The sequence below is a fragment of the Desulfovibrio biadhensis genome (assembly GCF_055388615.1).
The window spans coordinates 660082-678913 of the sequence record NZ_AP042477.1; the positions used below are offsets into that span (position 1 = coordinate 660082).

15 protein-coding genes are annotated in these 18832 nt (G+C 56.4%); 9 read left to right on the forward strand and 6 right to left on the reverse strand.

Features of this window, described 5'->3' with window-relative positions:
* Positions 1-397: 397 nt before the first annotated feature.
* Positions 398-3976, forward strand: a complete 3579-nt coding sequence (locus ACZ5EH_RS02910) for a PAS domain-containing protein (protein WP_464276638.1) — start codon at positions 398-400, stop codon at positions 3974-3976.
* 24 nt (positions 3977-4000) lie between these two features.
* Here ACZ5EH_RS02910 and ACZ5EH_RS02915 read toward each other — a convergent pair whose 3' ends face one another.
* From ACZ5EH_RS02915 to cobT, 3 genes are all read right to left on the reverse strand, one after another.
* Positions 4001-4987, reverse strand: a complete 987-nt coding sequence (locus tag ACZ5EH_RS02915) for a D-glycero-alpha-D-manno-heptose-1,7-bisphosphate 7-phosphatase (protein ID WP_464276639.1) — start codon at positions 4985-4987, stop codon at positions 4001-4003.
* A 484-nt stretch (positions 4988-5471) separates the two neighbouring features.
* The gene (locus ACZ5EH_RS02920; RefSeq protein WP_464276640.1) at positions 5472-7682 is read right to left on the reverse strand and encodes a DUF2339 domain-containing protein; all 2211 of its coding nucleotides are present in this window, start codon (positions 7680-7682) and stop codon (positions 5472-5474) included.
* Positions 7683-7746: 64 nt separating this feature from the next.
* Positions 7747-8844: a nicotinate-nucleotide--dimethylbenzimidazole phosphoribosyltransferase gene (cobT, locus tag ACZ5EH_RS02925; protein WP_464276641.1), complete on the reverse strand. Its 1098-nt coding sequence runs from the start codon at positions 8842-8844 to the stop codon at positions 7747-7749.
* A 288-nt stretch (positions 8845-9132) separates the two neighbouring features.
* Between cobT and ACZ5EH_RS02930 the strand changes: the two genes are divergently transcribed.
* Positions 9133-9642, forward strand: coding sequence for a hypothetical protein (locus ACZ5EH_RS02930; protein ID WP_464276642.1), 510 nt, complete (start codon positions 9133-9135; stop codon positions 9640-9642).
* Between the two features lie 242 nt (positions 9643-9884).
* Positions 9885-10385: a hypothetical protein gene (locus ACZ5EH_RS02935; protein ID WP_464276643.1), complete on the forward strand. Its 501-nt coding sequence runs from the start codon at positions 9885-9887 to the stop codon at positions 10383-10385.
* A gap of 88 nt (positions 10386-10473) precedes the next feature.
* On the opposite strand, the gene ACZ5EH_RS02940 is transcribed toward ACZ5EH_RS02935, so the two are convergent.
* The 3 genes from ACZ5EH_RS02940 to ACZ5EH_RS02950 form a co-directional block, all read right to left on the reverse strand.
* Positions 10474-11220: a TlyA family RNA methyltransferase gene (locus ACZ5EH_RS02940; RefSeq protein WP_464276644.1), complete on the reverse strand. Its 747-nt coding sequence runs from the start codon at positions 11218-11220 to the stop codon at positions 10474-10476.
* 6 nt (positions 11221-11226) lie between these two features.
* Positions 11227-11847 carry an acyloxyacyl hydrolase gene (locus tag ACZ5EH_RS02945; protein WP_464276645.1) on the reverse strand — a complete coding sequence of 207 codons (621 nt, stop codon included), beginning with the start codon at positions 11845-11847 and terminating at the stop codon, positions 11227-11229.
* Between the two features lie 143 nt (positions 11848-11990).
* Positions 11991-12974 carry a beta-ketoacyl synthase N-terminal-like domain-containing protein gene (locus tag ACZ5EH_RS02950; RefSeq protein ID WP_464276646.1) on the reverse strand — a complete coding sequence of 328 codons (984 nt, stop codon included), beginning with the start codon at positions 12972-12974 and terminating at the stop codon, positions 11991-11993.
* 132 nt (positions 12975-13106) lie between these two features.
* Here ACZ5EH_RS02950 and ACZ5EH_RS02955 point away from each other — a divergent pair, with 132 nt between their 5' ends.
* The 6 genes from ACZ5EH_RS02955 to ACZ5EH_RS02980 all read left to right on the forward strand — a co-directional run bounded on the left by ACZ5EH_RS02955 (position 13107) and on the right by ACZ5EH_RS02980 (position 18775).
* Positions 13107-13667 carry a hypothetical protein gene (locus tag ACZ5EH_RS02955; RefSeq protein WP_464276647.1) on the forward strand — a complete coding sequence of 187 codons (561 nt, stop codon included), beginning with the start codon at positions 13107-13109 and terminating at the stop codon, positions 13665-13667.
* Positions 13668-13740: 73 nt separating this feature from the next.
* The gene (gene fabG, locus ACZ5EH_RS02960) at positions 13741-14469 is read left to right on the forward strand and encodes a 3-oxoacyl-ACP reductase FabG (RefSeq protein WP_464276648.1); all 729 of its coding nucleotides are present in this window, start codon (positions 13741-13743) and stop codon (positions 14467-14469) included.
* A gap of 110 nt (positions 14470-14579) precedes the next feature.
* The gene (locus tag ACZ5EH_RS02965; RefSeq protein WP_464276649.1) at positions 14580-15800 is read left to right on the forward strand and encodes a beta-ketoacyl-[acyl-carrier-protein] synthase family protein; all 1221 of its coding nucleotides are present in this window, start codon (positions 14580-14582) and stop codon (positions 15798-15800) included.
* A complete protein-coding gene (locus ACZ5EH_RS02970; protein ID WP_464276650.1) occupies positions 15797-17284 on the forward strand; it encodes a phytoene desaturase family protein in 1488 nt (495 codons plus the stop codon). Before ACZ5EH_RS02965 ends, ACZ5EH_RS02970 begins: the two co-directional genes overlap by 4 nt.
* Positions 17275-18519 carry a beta-ketoacyl-[acyl-carrier-protein] synthase family protein gene (locus ACZ5EH_RS02975; RefSeq protein ID WP_464276651.1) on the forward strand — a complete coding sequence of 415 codons (1245 nt, stop codon included), beginning with the start codon at positions 17275-17277 and terminating at the stop codon, positions 18517-18519. The genes ACZ5EH_RS02970 and ACZ5EH_RS02975 overlap by 10 nt, the downstream gene beginning before the upstream one ends.
* Positions 18512-18775: an acyl carrier protein gene (locus ACZ5EH_RS02980; RefSeq protein WP_464276652.1), complete on the forward strand. Its 264-nt coding sequence runs from the start codon at positions 18512-18514 to the stop codon at positions 18773-18775. The genes ACZ5EH_RS02975 and ACZ5EH_RS02980 overlap by 8 nt, the downstream gene beginning before the upstream one ends.
* The last annotated feature ends 57 nt before the right edge of the window (positions 18776-18832 follow it).

Below are 18832 nucleotides of genomic sequence, written 5' to 3' on the forward strand. Positions count from 1 at the left end.
CTATACATAAAACATCCTCGTTGACGCCACGCTCCCCTTGCAGCATATCTTAAACTATCAAAGCAGCTGACAACAACAGCTTTCTCACATGCAACACTATTTTGATGACAAAAGCACATGTTGTAAAATGCTGCCATCCATACTTCTGTTTTTATATATTTTATTTTATGATTTCACTTGCCATAAGGCGATGCCATGAAGAAGAATTGCATGTATTTGCATCCACGGGCTTCACACTTGAGCTTGTCCCCGGCCGGTGCTAGGTAGTCCGTTAATCTTTTGCTTCCTGGCAATCGCACTAACTCGAATAATGGAACATCCGACACTGCTATTGCCAAAGCAATCGGTACACCGACAGCATGGGGGACAGATGGAAATCTGGTGGCGGAGGATATTTTTGTGCCTTCTTTGTTGCGCACAGCTTCCGCTATTGGCCTTGTGCAACGCATCCACTGCATCCGCCTCACAAAACGTTCACGCCAATGAACCGCCTCTGCACATCATGGCCGGGGGCGAATGGGACTACCCCCCCTATACTTTTTTGAATGACGCCGGAGAACCTACAGGCTTCAGCGTAGACCTGATGCAGGCGATAGCTGACGAAACCGGCCTTGAAGTTACCTTTGAACTCACTCCCTGGACCCAGGCGCGCGCAAATATGGAAAGTGGAACGCTCGATGTTCTGCTGGACATGTACTACTCCCCGGCGCGCGACACTCGGTACGATTTCAGCCCCCCCCATACTCGCGTCAACCAATGTATTTTCATCCGCAAGGGTGCTGCGCCCATTGAGACTATCAATGACTTGAAAGGGCACAGCGTCATAGTTGTCCGTGATGATTTAATGCACGAGTATCTCCTGCAGAAAAATGTGGACGCTGAAATCATAGTTATCGACAACCTCTCCGGCGTCATGAAGCTATTGTCCTCCGGATTGTATGACTGCGCCGTGGTATCCCAGCTTCCCGCAATGTATTGGATAAACAAGCTCAAGATTGAAAACCTCCAGACAAGCGGTTTACCCGTCATCAATGCCGAGAACTGCTTTGCCGTCACTGAGGGCAATACGCGCCTCTTGGCCCGGATAGCTGAAGGGTTGGCCATTCTCCATAAAAACGGCACCTACCGAGAAATCAGCGAAAAATGGCTTGGAATTCTAGAAGAAGAAGGACCTACTCGCAGGATTCTCCTGCGCGCTCTTCTCTATACAGGGGCGCCCTTGCTTTTGGTGCTGGCAGTGGCCCTGCTCTGGAGCTGGTCGCTCAGGCGAAAAGTTGCGGAAAAAACCCTTGCCCTCAAACAAAGTGAAGAACGCATCAAATTCGCCCTGGAAGGCAGCAGAGATGGGCTGTGGGACTGGAATATCAATACCAACGAAGTATTCTACTCCCCGCGCTGGATTGAAATGTTGGGGTACACTGCAAACGAGATCAATGGCAACTTTTCAGAGTGGGAAAGCCGCGTGCATCCTGATGATCTGCTCAAGGTAAAATACGAGCTGCGCCAGCATTTTGAAGAAAAAACACAGCGTTTCCAAAGCGAACACCGCATGCGGTGCAAAGACGGCAGCTACAAATGGGTGCTGGACAGAGGAATGGCAGTGGGGCGAGATGGTGCGGGAGCCCCCCTCCGTCTCATCGCCGTGATGACGGACATAGACGCTACAAAAGAGGCTGAAGCCCGTCTCTCACGTCTCTCCGACAGGCTTGTTCTGGCCACGAAATCTGCGCGTATTGGCATCTGGGACCTGGACCTGGCGACCAACAAAATAATCTTTGATGAACAGACGCATCAGATTTATGGCGTCACGGCCGGGGAATTTGACTATGATTTCGATATTTTTTCCAATTTTCTGATCCCGCAGGATCTGGAGGCCACCAGAAATAAATTTCAAAATGCTATGGAGACCGATAGTGATCTGGAAGACGTCTTCCGGATAAGACACCCCAGCGGCGAAATCCGCTACATCAAAATGAACGCCACAATCCTGCGTGACGCAAAGGGCGTTCCCGTACGCGTAGCCGGCGTAAACCGGGATATAACCAGACGTATTCTTGCGCAAAAGGCGCTGGAGGACAGCCGCGCCACCCTAGATGAGCTATTCCGCGATGCGCCTGTGGGCATATTTCAGACAACAGCGAAAGGGCGCGTGCTGCAGGTCAATACGGAAATGGCCAAGATATTTGGCACAGAAACGCCGGAACAGGCGACCACAATCCAGGACATCATCTCGGACTTTTATATTTATTCTGAAGATCGGCTTAATTTTCTTGCAAAATTGCGCAAGCACCGCAATGTGGAATACTTTGAGTGTGAAGCCAGACGCAGAAACGGCGAGCGCATCTGGATCTCCATCAATGCCCGCATCAGAGAGGAGATGGACGACGGCGATTTCATCATCGACGGTTTTGTCCAGAACATCACGTCACGCAAGATGGCCCAACTCGACCTTGAACGTGTCTTTGAGCTTTCCCCTGACATGATCTCCATATCCGGACTGCAGGATATGAAATACATCAGGGTAAACCCTGCCTTCACCCGTGTTCTTGGATTCCAGCCGGAAGAACTTGTCGGGCAGGAGCTCATGCGTTTCGTTCATCCCGATGACCGGGAAATCGTGGAAAAAATCCACCAGGAAAAAATCTCACGGGGCGAATTGGTCATGGATTTTGAAATCCGCATTTGCACAAAGCAAGGCGGCTACCGCTGGTTGCGCTGGGTGATAAATCCGGTGCAGGAGCTGGACCTGGTCTTTGCCGTTGCCCACGACGTTACGGAGAACAAAAAGGACAGAGACGCCCTCCTCGATGCCAAGCTGCAGGCGGAAACGGCCAGCATGGCCAAATCAGAATTTTTGGCCAACATGAGCCATGAAATCAGAACCCCCCTCAATGGCGTCATGGGCATGCTGCACCTGCTGGCCACAACCCCTCTGAATGAAGAACAACAGGAATATGCCGACACCGCTGTACAATCATGCCGCAGACTGACTGCTTTGGTTGGCGATATTCTGGATATTTCCAGAGTGGAAGCAGGCAGCATGCAAATAGGGGCGGAGCCTTTTGAAATTCGCGAGGTTTTCGATTCCGTCGCCCAGCTCTTTACTCCCCCGGCACAACACAAAGGCTTGGAATTGCATTCCCACGTCGCCCCAAATGTACCCCAATACCTGGTGGGTGATGCCAACAGACTTCAGCAGATACTCAATAATCTTGTCGGAAACTCCATAAAATTTACGGAGAATGGTCAAATAAGAATCGAAGCTTCCTGCCTGCCCCATGGTAATAACGGGTACGTCCGTTTGCTCATGACGGCTGCGGATACCGGCATTGGCATAGACGACAGTTTGATAACGCGGCTTTTCCAGCCATTTACACAGGGCGAAGGCAGCCTAACACGAAAATACCAGGGCGCAGGGCTGGGGTTGTCCATTACCCGCCGCCTTATCTTCCTCATGGGGGGAACGTTGGCTGTCTCAAGTGAAAACGGAAATGGCGCAACCTTTTATATCAGCATGCCCTTTTCCGTGGCGACATCCATACCGCAACAGCCAGTCATACAGACGAACACGGATGACACGCCAGACTCCTTGCGCGTACTGGTCGCCGAAGATGACTATATCAACCAGCTCACCATGGTGAAGCTGTTGGAAAAGCAAGGATGCCGCGTCACGGCTGTAGAGAATGGGGTGAATGCTCTTTCTGCTTATGAACAAGATACATTCGACCTGATTTTTATGGATATCCAGATGCCCGGCATGGACGGCATGGAGGTGACGCGCCGCATACGTGCGGCTGCAAAGCAGGAAGGCAAGCCCCACACCCACATCATAGCGCTTACCGCATACGCCATGGCCACGGACAAGGAGCGTTTTCTCAACGCAGGCATGGACGATTACCTTTCAAAGCCCATTCGCCTGGACGACCTGCAAACGGCCCTGGCCACTGTGCGACAAAAACTGGTCGCGCAGCAATAGCGGGTGGCGCAGGCCCTGCACCACTCACTTCGTAAACATCGCCTCCAAAAACGGCGCTACAAAATCCAGCAGGCTTCCTCCCCGGAAGCGCTCGCCCCTGATTCCAGCTGCCACCGCAGCACCAATATCCGACTCCTTGTCCCCCACCAGCACGCTTTTCTCCATGTCTACAGGCCAATCCCGCGCCAACGCCAGTACCATACCCGGCGCCGGCTTGCGGCAATCGCACCCCTGGCCAGGTGCATGCGGACAATGCCGAAAATCATCTATATGCGCCCCTGACATTGCAAGCTGGTCGTTCATGTGGCGATGCAACGCCAAAACCGTAGGCGCATCAAAATAGCCGCGCCCTATGCCGGATTGATTGGTAACCACAAAAACATACCCGCCGGCATCATTTATCCGCCGCACAGCTTCCTGCGCTCCTTCATTCCACACCAGGTCTTCAGGGCGGGAGGGGTAGCCGCAGTCATGATTCAGCACGCCATCCCTGTCAAAAAATACAGCCGGACGCCTGCGCAGTACGTGCAGATCCTTAGCGGCGATAGCAAAGTTAGCATCGACTGCTTCCTGCAAAATATCTCCACCCTCAAGCAAGGTGTCGACGCCCCACTCACTCTCCTGCAGGGCGTTCAGCCATGCCGCGCCAAGACGCCCCCCCTCTTTGGTGCGCAACACCCGTCCCTTGCACCCTGCAGCCAGAGGAGAGGCAAGCGCCAGCAGATTCACATCCAAAAAAAGATCGGCAGGCAACAACAAAAAGGGGGAAACTCCGGTCGCCACCGCAGCAAAGGAAGCAAGAGCCACCGTGGAATCCAACTGAACAGCCAGCTCCGCTAGCCTTGCAGGTGAAAAAAGTTCTCCGCAGGTCGCCGAATCCAGCAGCAGTTCATCGAATCCAAAACGACGGGCGTTGCGCATGAGGGCAACGACAAATTCCGGATCAGGCGACCCCGAGCGTTTTGGTTCAAGTGTCAAAAAACAGCGCTTGCCGCCGGAACAATAGGCCATTGCACACCCCTGGTCTGGTATCAGGTCGCAACCGCCCGCAAACAGGTATGCGCCCGTGTCAAGAGTTGTGCCCCGACCAGTCCTTAAATGCAACGCTGTACAATAAAAAAACGAAAGGCCGCCCTTAGTCTGGCGGCCCTTCACGTGGAGGAGAGTCTTCTATTTTTTTGATCACGTTGTTGCCTTGCAACGCGCCAACTCTTCGTACGTCCAGGGGCGAACTTGTTCTCTCATTCGCAGACAGGTGCCTCGTTCTCGCGGCGGTTTGTCTGCATTTTGATACACTCTTTTCCCGTTGAGGCTGGGAGACTCTGGTTCAGTGTAAGCTCGCCTTTCTTCTTGTGAACGGATTATGCGATGTCACCCTCCGTTATGGTCAGTTCCTGTACGCTTACCGTTTCACCCTCTTGCTCTAGTAAATAAGCACGTGAGAAAGGCTGTCTAGGGGAAAATGATTATCTTTTTCAAATATTCTTGTTTTCGCCTATTCCGCATCAGGCGAAACCGGCTCTGGCGTTGGTTTTACTGCGTCTGCAGCGGAAGCCCCCAACTCCAGACGATCCTTGTATTTGTGATATAAAAAGCTCGCCGCAACCAGAAGCGCTCCCAGTACCAGGAAAGACAAAATCCGGTATAGTGTTGAAAATGCTTCCATATCCACCATAACCACCTTTAAGAGCGTTACGGCGAAAAGTGTCAGAGCGGCGTAGCGCGACATCCTGCTTCCCATACGGAAGCCCCAGATTGTCAGCCCGGTGGCGTAAAGCGCCCAAAGCGCGGACAATGTGGCAGACCGGGCGTCGGGCGCCATTTCCCCGAAAAAGGCCAGACACTCAACGGAAAGCACGGCCAGCAGTCCAGCAATGAACACCAGGTGCAACAGCCCGCCCTCTTGTCGGGCGCCGCGTTGCCCCAGAAAAGCATCCGACGGCCACTGCATTCTGCCTGTCAGCCAGGAACTGTAACCAAGCGCGCCAAGCACTGCCCCTTCTGTAGCCAGCCGCTCAAACAGACGCGAAAAAAAGCCACCATAAAAGGTGTACACTGCGCCTTGCAGGCTTTTCAGTCCGCTATCGACCACAAGCCCGTAGCTTTCTTCATAATCCCAGAACAACAGCCGGGAAAGCCCGCCAATCAGGGCCAGCTTGCCCATAAATAATAGGCCACGGCCTTCAAAGCGCAGGCCGAGATAGAACAGGACAGCCCCTTGCAATGCCCACAACGCGGCGATCAGGCTGCCTTCAAACGCCATGGGCACGGCCAGCACAAAATAGAGCGCTCCGTGGGTGGAAAGCACAGCCGCCCGGTCCAGCGCCTTGTTCTCCACAGATTTTTTCGGCTGCGAGGAGCGCTGCAACACCGCCAAACCACCAAACACAAGCGCATAAAGCAGACAAGGCAGCGCAACCCAACTCTCGTTGAAGCGATCATCAATAATGCTGTAGCTGTAAACCATGCCCATGTAGGAAGCTGCTGCCGCAAGCCAGGCTGCTGCGCGCTGGGCCTCAGGCCCTGCGTTCCGTACGGGCCTGCCCACCAGGGGAACTGTGGCGTAGCCGAGAAACGTCAGGTTCACAAAAACCAGACTGGGCCAGAAATACCACATGCCGTATTCGTCGAAATGCCAGTAGCTGAAAAGGATGAACGTACCAGCCAGCCCGAGCCAGTAGAACCCGCTCCAGCGTTTGAAAAAGGCCGTTGCGAGCACCCCCGCGTTGAGCACGGTAAGATAGCCAAAAAGGAAATAGACATTGCCATGCAGCCCGTCCAACAGGGCTGGCGTCAGGTACCCCCCCAGCAGGCCAAGCACGGCCAATCCCAAAGCATTGTACCGCACAGCCAGCGCAATAGCGGCGACAGTGGTGGCCACCAGGAGCCCGAAAGCCGGCGCCTGTGGCAGCAAGTCAAAAAGCTTGAAACCCGCAAACGTGGCGAAATAAAGTGACGCAATACCGCCAGCCAGTACCCAGAGCCCGAAAAGCTCATACCCCTTGCGGCGTGTGATCTCGCCTGCAGCCAAAAGCCCACCGGCCCATACATAGGCCAGAGTCAGCTGTCCTGCAGGGCCAATCCATTCCTTTATGAATGTATATTTCAGAAAATAGCCGATGCCGAAGACCATGACCACCAGGCCAATGGCCAGCAGCCACTTCTGCCCCACTGCGCTTTCCAGGGAGGCGGAGTCCCTGCGAGAGGCGGTTTCAGACGCCAGTCGGCGTCTTATCCTGCGCAAAGGGGGGGCGCCTCTTGGTGGGGAAGGGGCAAAGAAATCGCCCCCTTCAGGATGGGGGCGATCTCCAGGAGCATATTTGAAATGGCTTCTTGTATCTAAAGACGGCGCAGCCTCATCCGCCACAGCAGCGCCTGTGCCATCGTTCTGAAAGGTGAATTCTTCGCCCCCTGCAGCCGCATCACTTTCCTGCTGTGGCAATTCCAGGGACCCGAATTGTTCTTCCAGCCGTCGCAGTCTGATGCCGGTTTGCGCCTGTAAAGCACGCAGGGCGCGCAGCTCTTGCAATACAGCAGCAAGATCATGCACAGAGCCGGCGGAAGAAGGGGCTGCGTCAGGCACAGCATCTTCGGATGGCGGAGAAGATGCGACACGAGCCGCACCGCACATGGGGCAAAAACGCTGCCCAGCGACTACGTCCCCGCCGCAATAGGGGCATTTCAAGCGGATATCGTCCTGTTCCATGCACTCTACCTACGTCACCCTGCATAGCTGCACAAGTCCTGCAAGGACAAAAGCCGCTATTGTATCAGCTGCCCTCGCTCACACCTGCTTCTTCAAATGTTGCCATTTCGTTGAAAATGGCGGCGGCGCTCCGCAAAATCAAAAGAGACATGGCGGCGCCAGTGCCTTCTCCCAAACGCATGCCCAGATCCAACAAGGGGCGCGCTCCCATTGTTTCCAGGGCCTTTGCGTGTCCTGGCTCGGCGGAAACATGGGCAAAAAAAGCGTAATCAGCCACAGCCGGGCACATCTTCCAGGCAGTGGCGTAGGCGGATGTTGCAATAAAACCATCCACAAGCAGGGCCATGCGGTTGCGCGCGGCGCCAATGGCCATACCAGCCAGAGCCGCAATCTCGTACCCGCCAAGGGCAGCCAGGATCTCAAGAGGATCACCACCTGCAATCGTACCGGCATGCAGCTCCAACCCCGTGCCCACTACCTCGGCCTTGTGACGCACGCCTTCGGGGGGCAGTCCGGTGCCAGGTCCGGCAACCTCCAAAGGAGCCAGGCCAAAATATGCGCAATACAGCGCCGTGGCGGGTGTGGTATTGCCAATACCCATTTCCCCCATGCCAATGGAGCGGATGCCCTCGGCGGCGGCCTTGTCGGCCAGGTCCATGCCAAGCTCAAGGGCCTTCTCACATTGTTCGATTTCCATGGCAGGGCCTTCCACAAAATTCTTTGTGCCGGGAGCAACCTTTTTCTGCACCAACTGCGCAGACTCGGGATACGCCCCGCCGCAGCTTCCTGCATCCACGGCAATCAGCTCGGCGCCTGCTACCCTGGAGAGCACATTCACGCCTGCACCGCCAGCCACGAAATTCGCCATCATCTGACGTGTAACCTCTTTGGGAAAAAGGCTCACACCAGTATCAACAACACCATGATCACCCGCTATGGTGTGGATACGCGCCGGGTCGACCTGCAGCATACGTCGCGCAGGCCGCTTTGGGTTCACTGCACCGCCCTTTTGTATGGCGTACAAGCGCTTTGCCAAATCCTCCAGCCGGCCCAGAGAACCTTGCGGTTTGGTCAATGAATCAAGAAGTTTTTGGGCTTCCGTCTCATACTTCTGATCAATGTGTTCTACAGCGCCTACAACCGTAGCTATACGTTGGTTCATTGTTTCTCCCGATCATTCAAATGGATAGAAAAATCATACAACGATGGCTCTGTTAGCGCCTTTCTCGTATCAGGTAAACCCCGACAAAGTGCCGAAGATCATGTTGCAATCTCTTTGACGCCCTGGCTATTCCTGTTATAATGAAAACCTAGACTGGGAGTTGGCGCGATCCTCTCTGCCCAAATCTGCGCTTTGCCACGCTTCCGGAAAATTTACGTGAGCGCCATTTTTGTGGTCGTCCAGGATGGACTTCTGCCAGCGTCAGCACAAAGTGCCATGGAGGGCGCTATGAAATGCCTTCTGACTTGTATCCTTGCCACATTTATCCTCTCTCTGAGCACGGTTGCTTTCGCCGTTGAACAACTGGCGTTTTATCCTGCGGATTCCATGGAAAGCGTCGTGGACCAGCAACATGTGAGCTTTGACCCTGAAATGAGCAAGGACGGCAAAGGCGCTCTGCGCATTTACGCTACTGGTCCGCTGACCGTGCATCTGTATGATACGGGCGATATAGATGTGGAAAATGCGCGCATCACCTACCAGGCTGCCCTGCGTAGTGAAAACCTGGAAGGCCAGGCCTACCTGGAGATGTGGTGCGTATTTGACGCAATGGGAGAATACTTTTCACGAGCCCTGCACGCCCCCATCGCCGGCAGCACAAAATGGCGGCTACAGGAAACGCCCTTCTTCCTCCAAGTGGGTCAAAATCCTGTAAATGTCAGGTTGAATCTCGTCATAACGGGACCTGGCACAGTATGGGTAGATGAGATAAGACTACTGCGAATGCCGTTGCAATGATCAGGGCTTTTTAAGGCAACCCCTTGCCTTTGCAGTACCATGCGTGTAGGGTGCAGATGATGGGTTGTTTTTTCGCGCTGTTGCGTTGCAACCTATTAACCCCCAGTCCCATGGAACAAGGCTGCAGGCTGGTAGAGATGCTTTTGGAAATGTTTATTGATAATGCGTGGTCGTTCCAAACTTCTTTTTACCAGACCTGTTTGAAGACGACGCGACCGAAAAATCGTTAAGGAGTGATTGCAATGCATTGGTTCCGCCTTTTTCTGTTGACCGCCGCGATGCTGACGCTGCTGACCGCCTGCGGCTCATCCGATACACCTACCCCAGAGCCTGAGGCGGCGCCTGCTCCGAGCGAACCTGCGCCCGCCCCAGCTGCGCAAGAGCCTGCTACTCCCAGCATGAGCAAAATGCAGCCCTGCAAAATCCAAAATGTTGAAGACAGCGCCTGCACCAACGAGCTTTCCAAGGCGCTTTCCGACATTCTGGTAAACCAGGGTGAAGGCGAAGGAGCTGCCACACAGGCTGGCCAGGCAATTGCCGGCGCCATCCAAAACGCCCCCGTTGATAAACGCAATGGTTTCACCATGACCGGTCCTGACACAGGCAAGCGGTATTCCTTCCTGTTCCAGAACCAGGATGGCCAGACCTATCTTGTGCTTTTCAGCAAGGCTGAAGGCGCTGACGACAGTGCTTACGAGATCGTCACCACGCGCCCCATGCCGAGCTGCATCTGCCAGCCCTAGCGCGCAGGCAGCCGCATAAAAACGACAAAGGCCTTGCCGCCCGAGCTGATCGGGTGGCAAGGCCTTTTATAGTTTCTAGCATGGAGACTCAGCCAATATACCGCAAATAGAGCAGGTACTCCTGATTGCCCTTGGGGCCCTTGATCTTCGAAGGCGTCAGCCCCAGCTCCTCATAGCCCAGCGCCGTAGCTTCCTCCCGCACCAGCGCGATAGCTTCCTGCTGCGCTTCGGCATCACGCACAACCCCTTTCACTGTTCTGCCGGGACCCAGCTCAAACTGCGGTTTGACCAGCACCACCACCCGGGCTCCGGGCCGCAGGAACCTGGTCAACGGGGGCAACACCGTGCGTAAGGAAATGAAGGACAGGTCGGCGCAAAGGAAATCAACACGCTCAGGCAGCAAGTCAGGGGGGGCTAGCCGGAGGTTGACGCCTTCCATGGAAACAACCCTGGAATCGCCACGCAAGCGCTCATGCAGCTGCGCTTTGCCCACATCCACAGCATAGACTTTGCGGGCGCCGTGCTGCAGCAGATAATCCGTGAACCCTCCGGTGGAGGCGCCTGCATCGAGTGCAACCACGTCCGTAACGTCTATGCCAAAGGCCTCCATGGCGGAAAGCAGCTTGTACGCGCCACGACTAACGTAGCGCTCGGCCTGGGCCAGCTCCAGAACGGCGTCTGCCGGAAGCTGTCGGCCAGGTTTATCCACCATCTGTCGCTGTTTCTCGGTAACCCAGAACACCTGCCCTGCCATGAGCAGACGCTTGGCGCGCTCCCGGCTTTCGGCCAGGCCCTGTTCCACCATCAACTGGTCGGCACGCTGCTTTTTTGACATGGGGCGTTAAAAATAGAGTCCCAGCATGGTGCCGAAGGTATTCACGCCCTGGTTGTTCTCATGCAACCCGGCATTGGAAAAATGGCTGGCGCGAAGAGACGTAAACCATGTGGGGCCAGACGTGGACGGGAACTCGAAACCGAAACCGGCAACGGGATTGAAATTGATGCGCGAACCCTGTCCGTCCACCTGAAAATCGGTGTAAATGCCGCCAATGCCCGCTTCTACATAGGGAACGATCCAATCTGCGGAAATGAAATCAAGATAATAAAGGGCCAGGATATTGGCGGAAACGACGCCTCGCCCCGCCTCAGGTCCGGTGGTGGCGCCGCCCGTCAGCTCTACCTTGAAACGCAACTGCTCCGGCGCCCTGTGGGGCCAGACAGCGTCATAGTCAAAAAGGCCGATCAATGTGGCAAGCCCCATGCCGTAGTTGTCAGACAACCCCACGCCCTGCGCAAAGCTGACGGCCATGCCCCAACGCGCCGGCACTTTATAGCCATCCTGTGCAGACTCCTGGCCCTTTTCCTGCGGCCAGGCCGTGCTGCTGAGCAAGAGCAGGCCAAAAAGGGCCATCAAAAAACATTTTGCACACGTTGCAAGAGATTTGCGATCACTTCTGGTCATACCGGGTCCTCCTGCTGCATAATGGCCGCCACCTGTCGGGTGGCAAACGAACGCGACCATATCCCCACTTCTGCCCGGTTACTCGAAAAAGTCTAGATACACAAGTGCAAGTGCGTTTTTAATGGTTTCTCCCGTGTTGTTCGCTACACAAGATCGATACACGAGACACCTGCTTCAGTATGAAACAGGCAATGCAAAGGGGGGTGGTTTCCGCTTTGGCGTTGCAGGCAGGCGGCTGCAATATCCAGAGCCTGCCCGGCCGGCGTATTTCCCCACAAGGGCGCATGTTCAAAAGAAGCATCCTGAGTACAGGCGGTGCGCCCCCATGCGCCAAAAAGTTTGTTTCCGCCGTGAGGTTCTTCTGCAAACAGGCGCGTCCCAGTCAGAGCGCCATACCCGGAACCATTTGCAGGTTGCGATTTGCGTAGCAGAAAAAAAGCACCCCCCTCGCCTGCCACGGCAGCTGCATCTTGTTGCCCTGGGGCCAAGCGCCCGTGACAATACGCCAGCACATCACAGGCTTCGTCAACACCGCCCAGAAGGATGGTTGCCGCACGCCCTTCGTGCAGCCAGAGAGCAGCCGTTGCCAGCGCCGACGCAAACGAAAAGCCGAATTGGCTGACAGTCAGGGCCGGCCCCTCCATTCCCAACTGAATGGCGACGTTGGCGGCAGCAGCGTTGTGCACGGAATTGGAGAAATGTGTTGGAGAAGCCAGGGCGTCGCCATCGTCTATGCAGGAATCGAGAAAGGCAAACGTTGTCGCGGCGGCGCCATACCCGGTGGCAAGGATCAACCCCATGCTTTTGTCCCCGGACTGTACTCCGCCTTTGCCTTTTTCCTGAAGCAGCCCTGCATCTTCAAGACAAAGACAGGCGCCAAGCAGTGCCAGCCGAGAAAAACGGTCCATCCTGCGCAAGGCCCGTTTGGGAAAAAAGCGCTCCAAAGGGCTGACATCACACAGCAGCGCCCGGCGGTCTGCTTCTGGCAGCATGGCTCCTGCGCCCTGCAGGGGGAGCGTCTGTGGTTGTACTATAGATTGAGGGGCATGCAAGGCAGCGAGCAGGGATGCGTTGCCACAGCCAAAGGGGCCGACAACACCTAGTGCGTGTATGTGCGTTTTGTACATGCTGTCTTACTACCGCTGCATTGCAGGCGGGGCAAGAGGGCTCTAAAGGAACATCCCAAGCCTTGACACACGAAAAAGCTAAGGCATAGTTAACCAATGCCTGCAAACCCGACAACTATCGAGGTATCCGACATGATTTCGAAAAAGCACCTGGGACTGATCCTGGCAACATTTGCATTCGTTCTCATACCATGCATGTCACAGTCCGCCACCGTTGTATATAACAGGTACAACATCCACATCTATCAAAGCCGCGGGGACTGGCACGCCAGCTACGCCAACTACACCGATCCGGGCTCCAGCCACCAGATCGTGCCGCCCAATACCCCCATGACCATAGACACCTGGCGCAATGGGTTCGTCATCATGACCCAGGCCGCACCCAAGCGTAAAATATATTTCGCCTATGACGACAGGCGCATGAACATGTCGGTGGCAACCTACATTCAGACCATAACTTCGCCAAAAATCATTTCTCTAGAACACCTGACGCCCAAGGATCTGGAGGGTGTAAAGGATGGCAAGGCCATGCCCGGCATGACCAAGCAAGGCGTGCTCGCCGCCCTGGGCTATCCCGCCAGCCACCGTACGCCTTCTTTGCAGAGCAACGAATGGATATACTGGCGCAACCGCTTCCGGACCCTGGCTGTCGATTTTGACGTTGACGGCATTGTGACGCAGGTACGGTATTAAAACATTGCAACATACATGATGGCGGGGGCACTGCCCTTGCAGTGTTCCCCGCTGTCTGCCCCCGACACTATCAATGCAAAATACCCCTATAGCTTTTGTTACGGGCGCCAGTAAGGGCATCGGCAAGACAGTGGCCCTTGCCCTGGCGCAAGATGGCTTTGACATCTGGCTGAATTACCTGCGGGATGACACTGGCGCAAACGCCGTGGCGCAGGAGATTCAAGCCCTTGGCCGTGCCTGCTCCCTGTTGCGCTGCGACGTTGCCGACCATGCTGCGGTGAACGCAGCGCTGGCTCCCTTGCTGGAAGAGGCCACCCCATTTGCCGTGGTCAGCAATGCGGGGTTCGTGCGCGACGGACTCATGGCCCTGATGGACGAGACATCCTGGCGCAGCGTTATCGATGTGCATCTCACGGGATTTTACAACGTGGTCCATGCCGTGCTCCCCAAGATGCTGCGCGCCCGCAAAGGGCGCATCATCGCCATGGCCTCCACCGCCGGGCAAGCAGGATTGCCGGGGCAGACCAACTATGCTGCGGCCAAGGCGGGAATGATGGGTGCGGTACGCTCCCTGGCTGCCGAGGTGGGACGCCGCGGTATTCTGGTGAACAGCGTAGCCCCCGGATTTGTAGAAACGGAGATGACCGCAGCGCTTCCCACTGAGCGTTTGCTGGAAATGGTCCCCTTGAAGCGCTTTGGCACGGTTGAAGAAGTGGCCGGCGTAGTGCGTTTTCTTTGCTCAGAAAAAGCCGCCTACATCACTGGACAGACCATCGCCGTCAATGGCGGCATCCACATGTAACTCCCCATTCGATTTCGCACTATCGCCCCTCAAAGGGCCTGGCCTTGACTGACAAGGGGGCTACACGTATTCAAGACCCTCTTCGCCGGTGACTCCAGGGGGTTTCTTACATGTACAGAGTAGCAATAACCGGGGTGGGCGTCGTCAGTTGTCTGGGGAACGACGTTGCCACTGTCGCAACTGCCTTACGCGAAGGACGCTCGGGCATCGTCTATGATGCTGCCCGCCGCGACCTTGGCTTTCGCAGTGCGCTCACCGGCATGGTGCGCGATTATACGCCACCGCCCTCTCTTTCCCGCAAACACCGCAAGACCATGACCGATTTCGGCATCTGGAGCTACGATGCAAGTCTCCAGGCCATGGATATGGCCGGTCTCGCTCCAGATGCGCTGGCGAACCCCGAAAGCGGCGTCATTTTCGGCTGCGACTCCAGCTGTATAGCTGCCGTGGAGCAGACAGACATACTGCGCGAACAAGGTGACACATCGCGTATCGGCTCTGGTCTTATCTTCCGGGCCATGAATTCCACGGTGACCATGAACCTGAACATCCTCTTCGGTATTCAGGGTGCAAGCTGGACAATGTCCTCCGCCTGTTCCAGCGGGGGGCACTCCATAGGCCAGGGCGCCGACCTCATCGCCACGGGGCGTCAGGAACGGATGCTCTGCGGAGGAGCCCAGGAGATAAGCTGGCAATCCATCTGCTCCTTTGACGGGCTGGGCGCTTTTTCCATGCGCCAGGATACTCCTGCCCAGGCAAGCCGCCCCTTCGATGCTGCCCGTGACGGCCTGGTGCCCAGCGGCGGCGCGGCCGCAGTCCTGCTGGAGCGTATGGACATCGCCCAACAAAGGGGCGCTACCATTTTTGGTGAGGTTCTGGGCTACGGATTTTCCTCGGACGGTAAGCACATTTCACAGCCCAGTGGAGAGGGCCTTGCCCGCGCCATGCGCATGGCCATGCAGAACGCCGGCCTTGCCCCCCAGGATATAGACAGCATCAACGCCCACGCCACATCCACCATTACGGGCGACGCTGCAGAAGCAGCCAGCATCCGCAGCGTTTTCGGGGAAAAATCACCCAAAGTTGTCTGTCTCAAAGCGCTCACAGGGCACGAGCTGTGGATGTCAGGCGCGGCGCAGGCTGTCTACGCCACCATCATGGGCAAAGAAGGCTTCACCGCCGGGCACCCCAATTTTTCGGCTGCGGACGAGGGCTGCACAGGCCTGAACATTCCTACCAGCACCCTGCCGGAACCTCCCCGCATCATGCTGTGCAATGCGGCCGGATTTGGCGGCACCAATTCCTGCCTGGCAATCAAACTGCAATCATGAGCACACGCTGCCTTGTCGTCGGTTCCGGTGCATCGGGCATGTCTGCGGCCATTATTCTGGCCAAACAGGGCTATAAGGTAACGCTTGTGGAGCGCGCCCCAAAACTGGCGCCCATACTGCGCGGTTTTTCACGCCCCGGCCTGCGTTTGGATTCCGGTTTCCATTATTCCGGTGGCCTGGGCGCCGGCAAGATTCTGAGCACATACCTCGACTACCTCGGTGTAGGCGCCCATATCAGCCTCGAACCACACCACGTTGTGGACACCCTGCGCATTGAAAACCCGCAAGGCCACTACCGTGTTCCCTACGACTATCAAGGCATGGTCGAGGAACTGGCGCCCCATTTTCCCGAAGAAGTCGAAGGGTTGCAGCGGTTCCTCGCTGCGCTGCGAACGGAATACGAGGCCACGCCCTTTCTCAACCTGGACGTGGAGGAGGAGCCGGAGAGACGCCCCATGCAAGGGCACAGCCTGCAAAGCGCACTGGACCTTTTCATCAAGGACCCTGTGCTGCACCAGATACTCAGCCTGCCTCAATATTTTTATGGCGTGCCGCCCAAGCAAATTCGCTTTGAAGACCATGCCCGTTTTTCGGGTTCCTATTTCGGCGCCACTCGCGCCATCAAAGGCGGGGGCTACGCCCTTACCCTGGCGTTTGAAAAGGCCCTGCAAGAGGCGAATGTGGAGATTGTGGTAGGTGACGGCGTAAGCGAACTGCTGACCTCCCCTGCCGGAAACCTTTACGCCGCCCGCCTGGAAAGCGGCCTTGAGCTGCCCTGCACCATTTGCATTGTGACCACGCACCCGCGGGTGGCTCTGGATCTGGCTCCCAAATCCGCTTTTCGCCCGGCCTATGCAAAACGCATCGCCACCATGGAGGAAACAGCGTCCGCCTTCATGACTTACGGAGTTGTCTCCAATCTGCCGGATGACCTTGCTTCTGGCGGAGTGCACCTTTGCCCCGCAGCGACAGGAAGTCTGGCTGACATCACCAATGCCCCCCCCGAACGACGCCATGTTTTTGTGGCGCTTGCCGGTGAAGCCGATGCTCCCGGCGCATCCGTAGTCGGCGCGGTTGTCCCGGCAGCGGAGGAGGAGGCCTTGCCCTGGCTGGGCAGCAAAGGGTATCATCACCCTGGCCGTAATGAAGGGTATAAAGAGTTCAAGGAAGACATCATCTCGCGTCTGGAATCACGGATGCTGGCATGCCTGCCGGAACTTGCCGGCCAATGGCAGCGAGTGGCAGGGGCAACCCCCCTTACCTTCATGCGCTACGGCAATTCCCCCACCGGGAGCCTTTACGGCGTGCAGCACACCATACACACCCACTACCCCCTGCCGCAAACCAAATTGCCCGGCTTGTACCTTGCGGGGCAGGGTGTGGCCGGACCCGGAGTACTGGGCGCCACGGTTTCGTCGATTGTTGCCTGCTCCTTCATCACAGGGCGCAGGCATCTGCTGCAGGAGGTGCGACAATGCGCTTAAAACGGGTTGTCATTACCGGCGTGGGCGCGGTTTCCCCCTTCGGCCTGGGTGCGGACACGCTCTACTCTGCACTCATAGAGGGGCGCAGTTGCATTCGGCCAATAACGGAACTCCAGTCCGTCACTGGATTGCGCTGCCACATCGCAGGAAAAGCCCCCGATCCCGAAGCGCTTGGCGTAGCGCAAATTCCACGCAAATTCCGGCGTTCCATGTCTGCCATGTCCGTATTCTCCTACCTGGCCTGCAAGGAAGCCCTGGAGGAAGCCGGGGTGGACGCCGCAACCGCGGCCTCTGGCAACCTGGGACTGGCCATCGGCTCCACCTTGGGCAGCACGCAGGCAACCCAGGCGTTCTATGCCGATTATCTGCAGGATTTCTCGATCGAGCGCACCAAATCGCAAATGTTTTTCAAGGTCATGTCCCACACCTGCGCAGCAAATGCGGCCCAGGCCCTGGGCATCAGGGGACGTGTCATAGCACCAGCCGCCGCCTGTGCAAGCGGTGGCCAAGCCATCGGACTTGGCTTCGAAGCCATAGCCATGGGGCGGCAAGACATGATGCTATGCGGGGGCGCCGATGAACTGCACCCGCTTTCGGTAGCCACCTTCGACATTCTCAACGTGGCCTCCGCCCGTTTCAACGATGCCCCGGAAAAATCGCCCCGCCCCTTCGATACAGGGCGCGACGGCACGGTATGCAGCGAAGGCGCCGGCGTGCTGCTGCTGGAGAGCCTGGACAGCGCGCTGCAACGTGGAGCAACACCCATTGCCGAAATGCGGGGCTTTGCAGTAGTCAATGACGCAGCCAATATTTCCACACCGGATGCTGCCAGCATAGAATCCTGCATGCGCAAGGCCCTGGATCAGGCCGAGGTTCCCGCCGCAGCGGTGAATTATGTCAACGCCCACGCCACGGCCACGGAACTTGGCGATATAGCTGAAGGCCAGGCCATCGAGCGGGTTGTGGGCGCGCAAACGCCTGTCAGTTGCTGCAAGGGAAACCTGGGGCACGCACTGGCCGCCAGCGGCGGACTGGAAAGCGCCGCCATCATGCGTATGTACAAACACGGAAGGATTCCCGGCACGCACAACCTCGTCGATGTTGACCCGCGCTGTGGAAATCTTCATCATGTGACCAGCCCGCTTGAGCATGAACCGGGCTATGTCGTCAAAAACAATTTCGCACTTGGCGGGGTGAACACCTGCCTCGTGTTCGGGAGATATGTTGATGGATGAACAAGCGATACGTGAGACTGTCAACGCTGCTCTGGCCGAGGAATTCGAGCTGGAACTGGCTGACATGAAACCTGAAACCCACTTGTACGAAGACCTCGGCCTGGACAGTCTGGATGCCGTGGACATGGTCATTGTGCTTGAGAACAGCTTTGGCGTGAAACTCCGCGAAGAGCAATCCCTGCGTGAAATCCGCACCTTGCAGGATATATACAACTTCATTGGCAACAAGGTCCGCGAGGGCGGCTACACGACATAACGTATCGACCGTCACATTCATTTTGCCTTGAACCCGCTCCTTCTTGAAAGGAGCCAA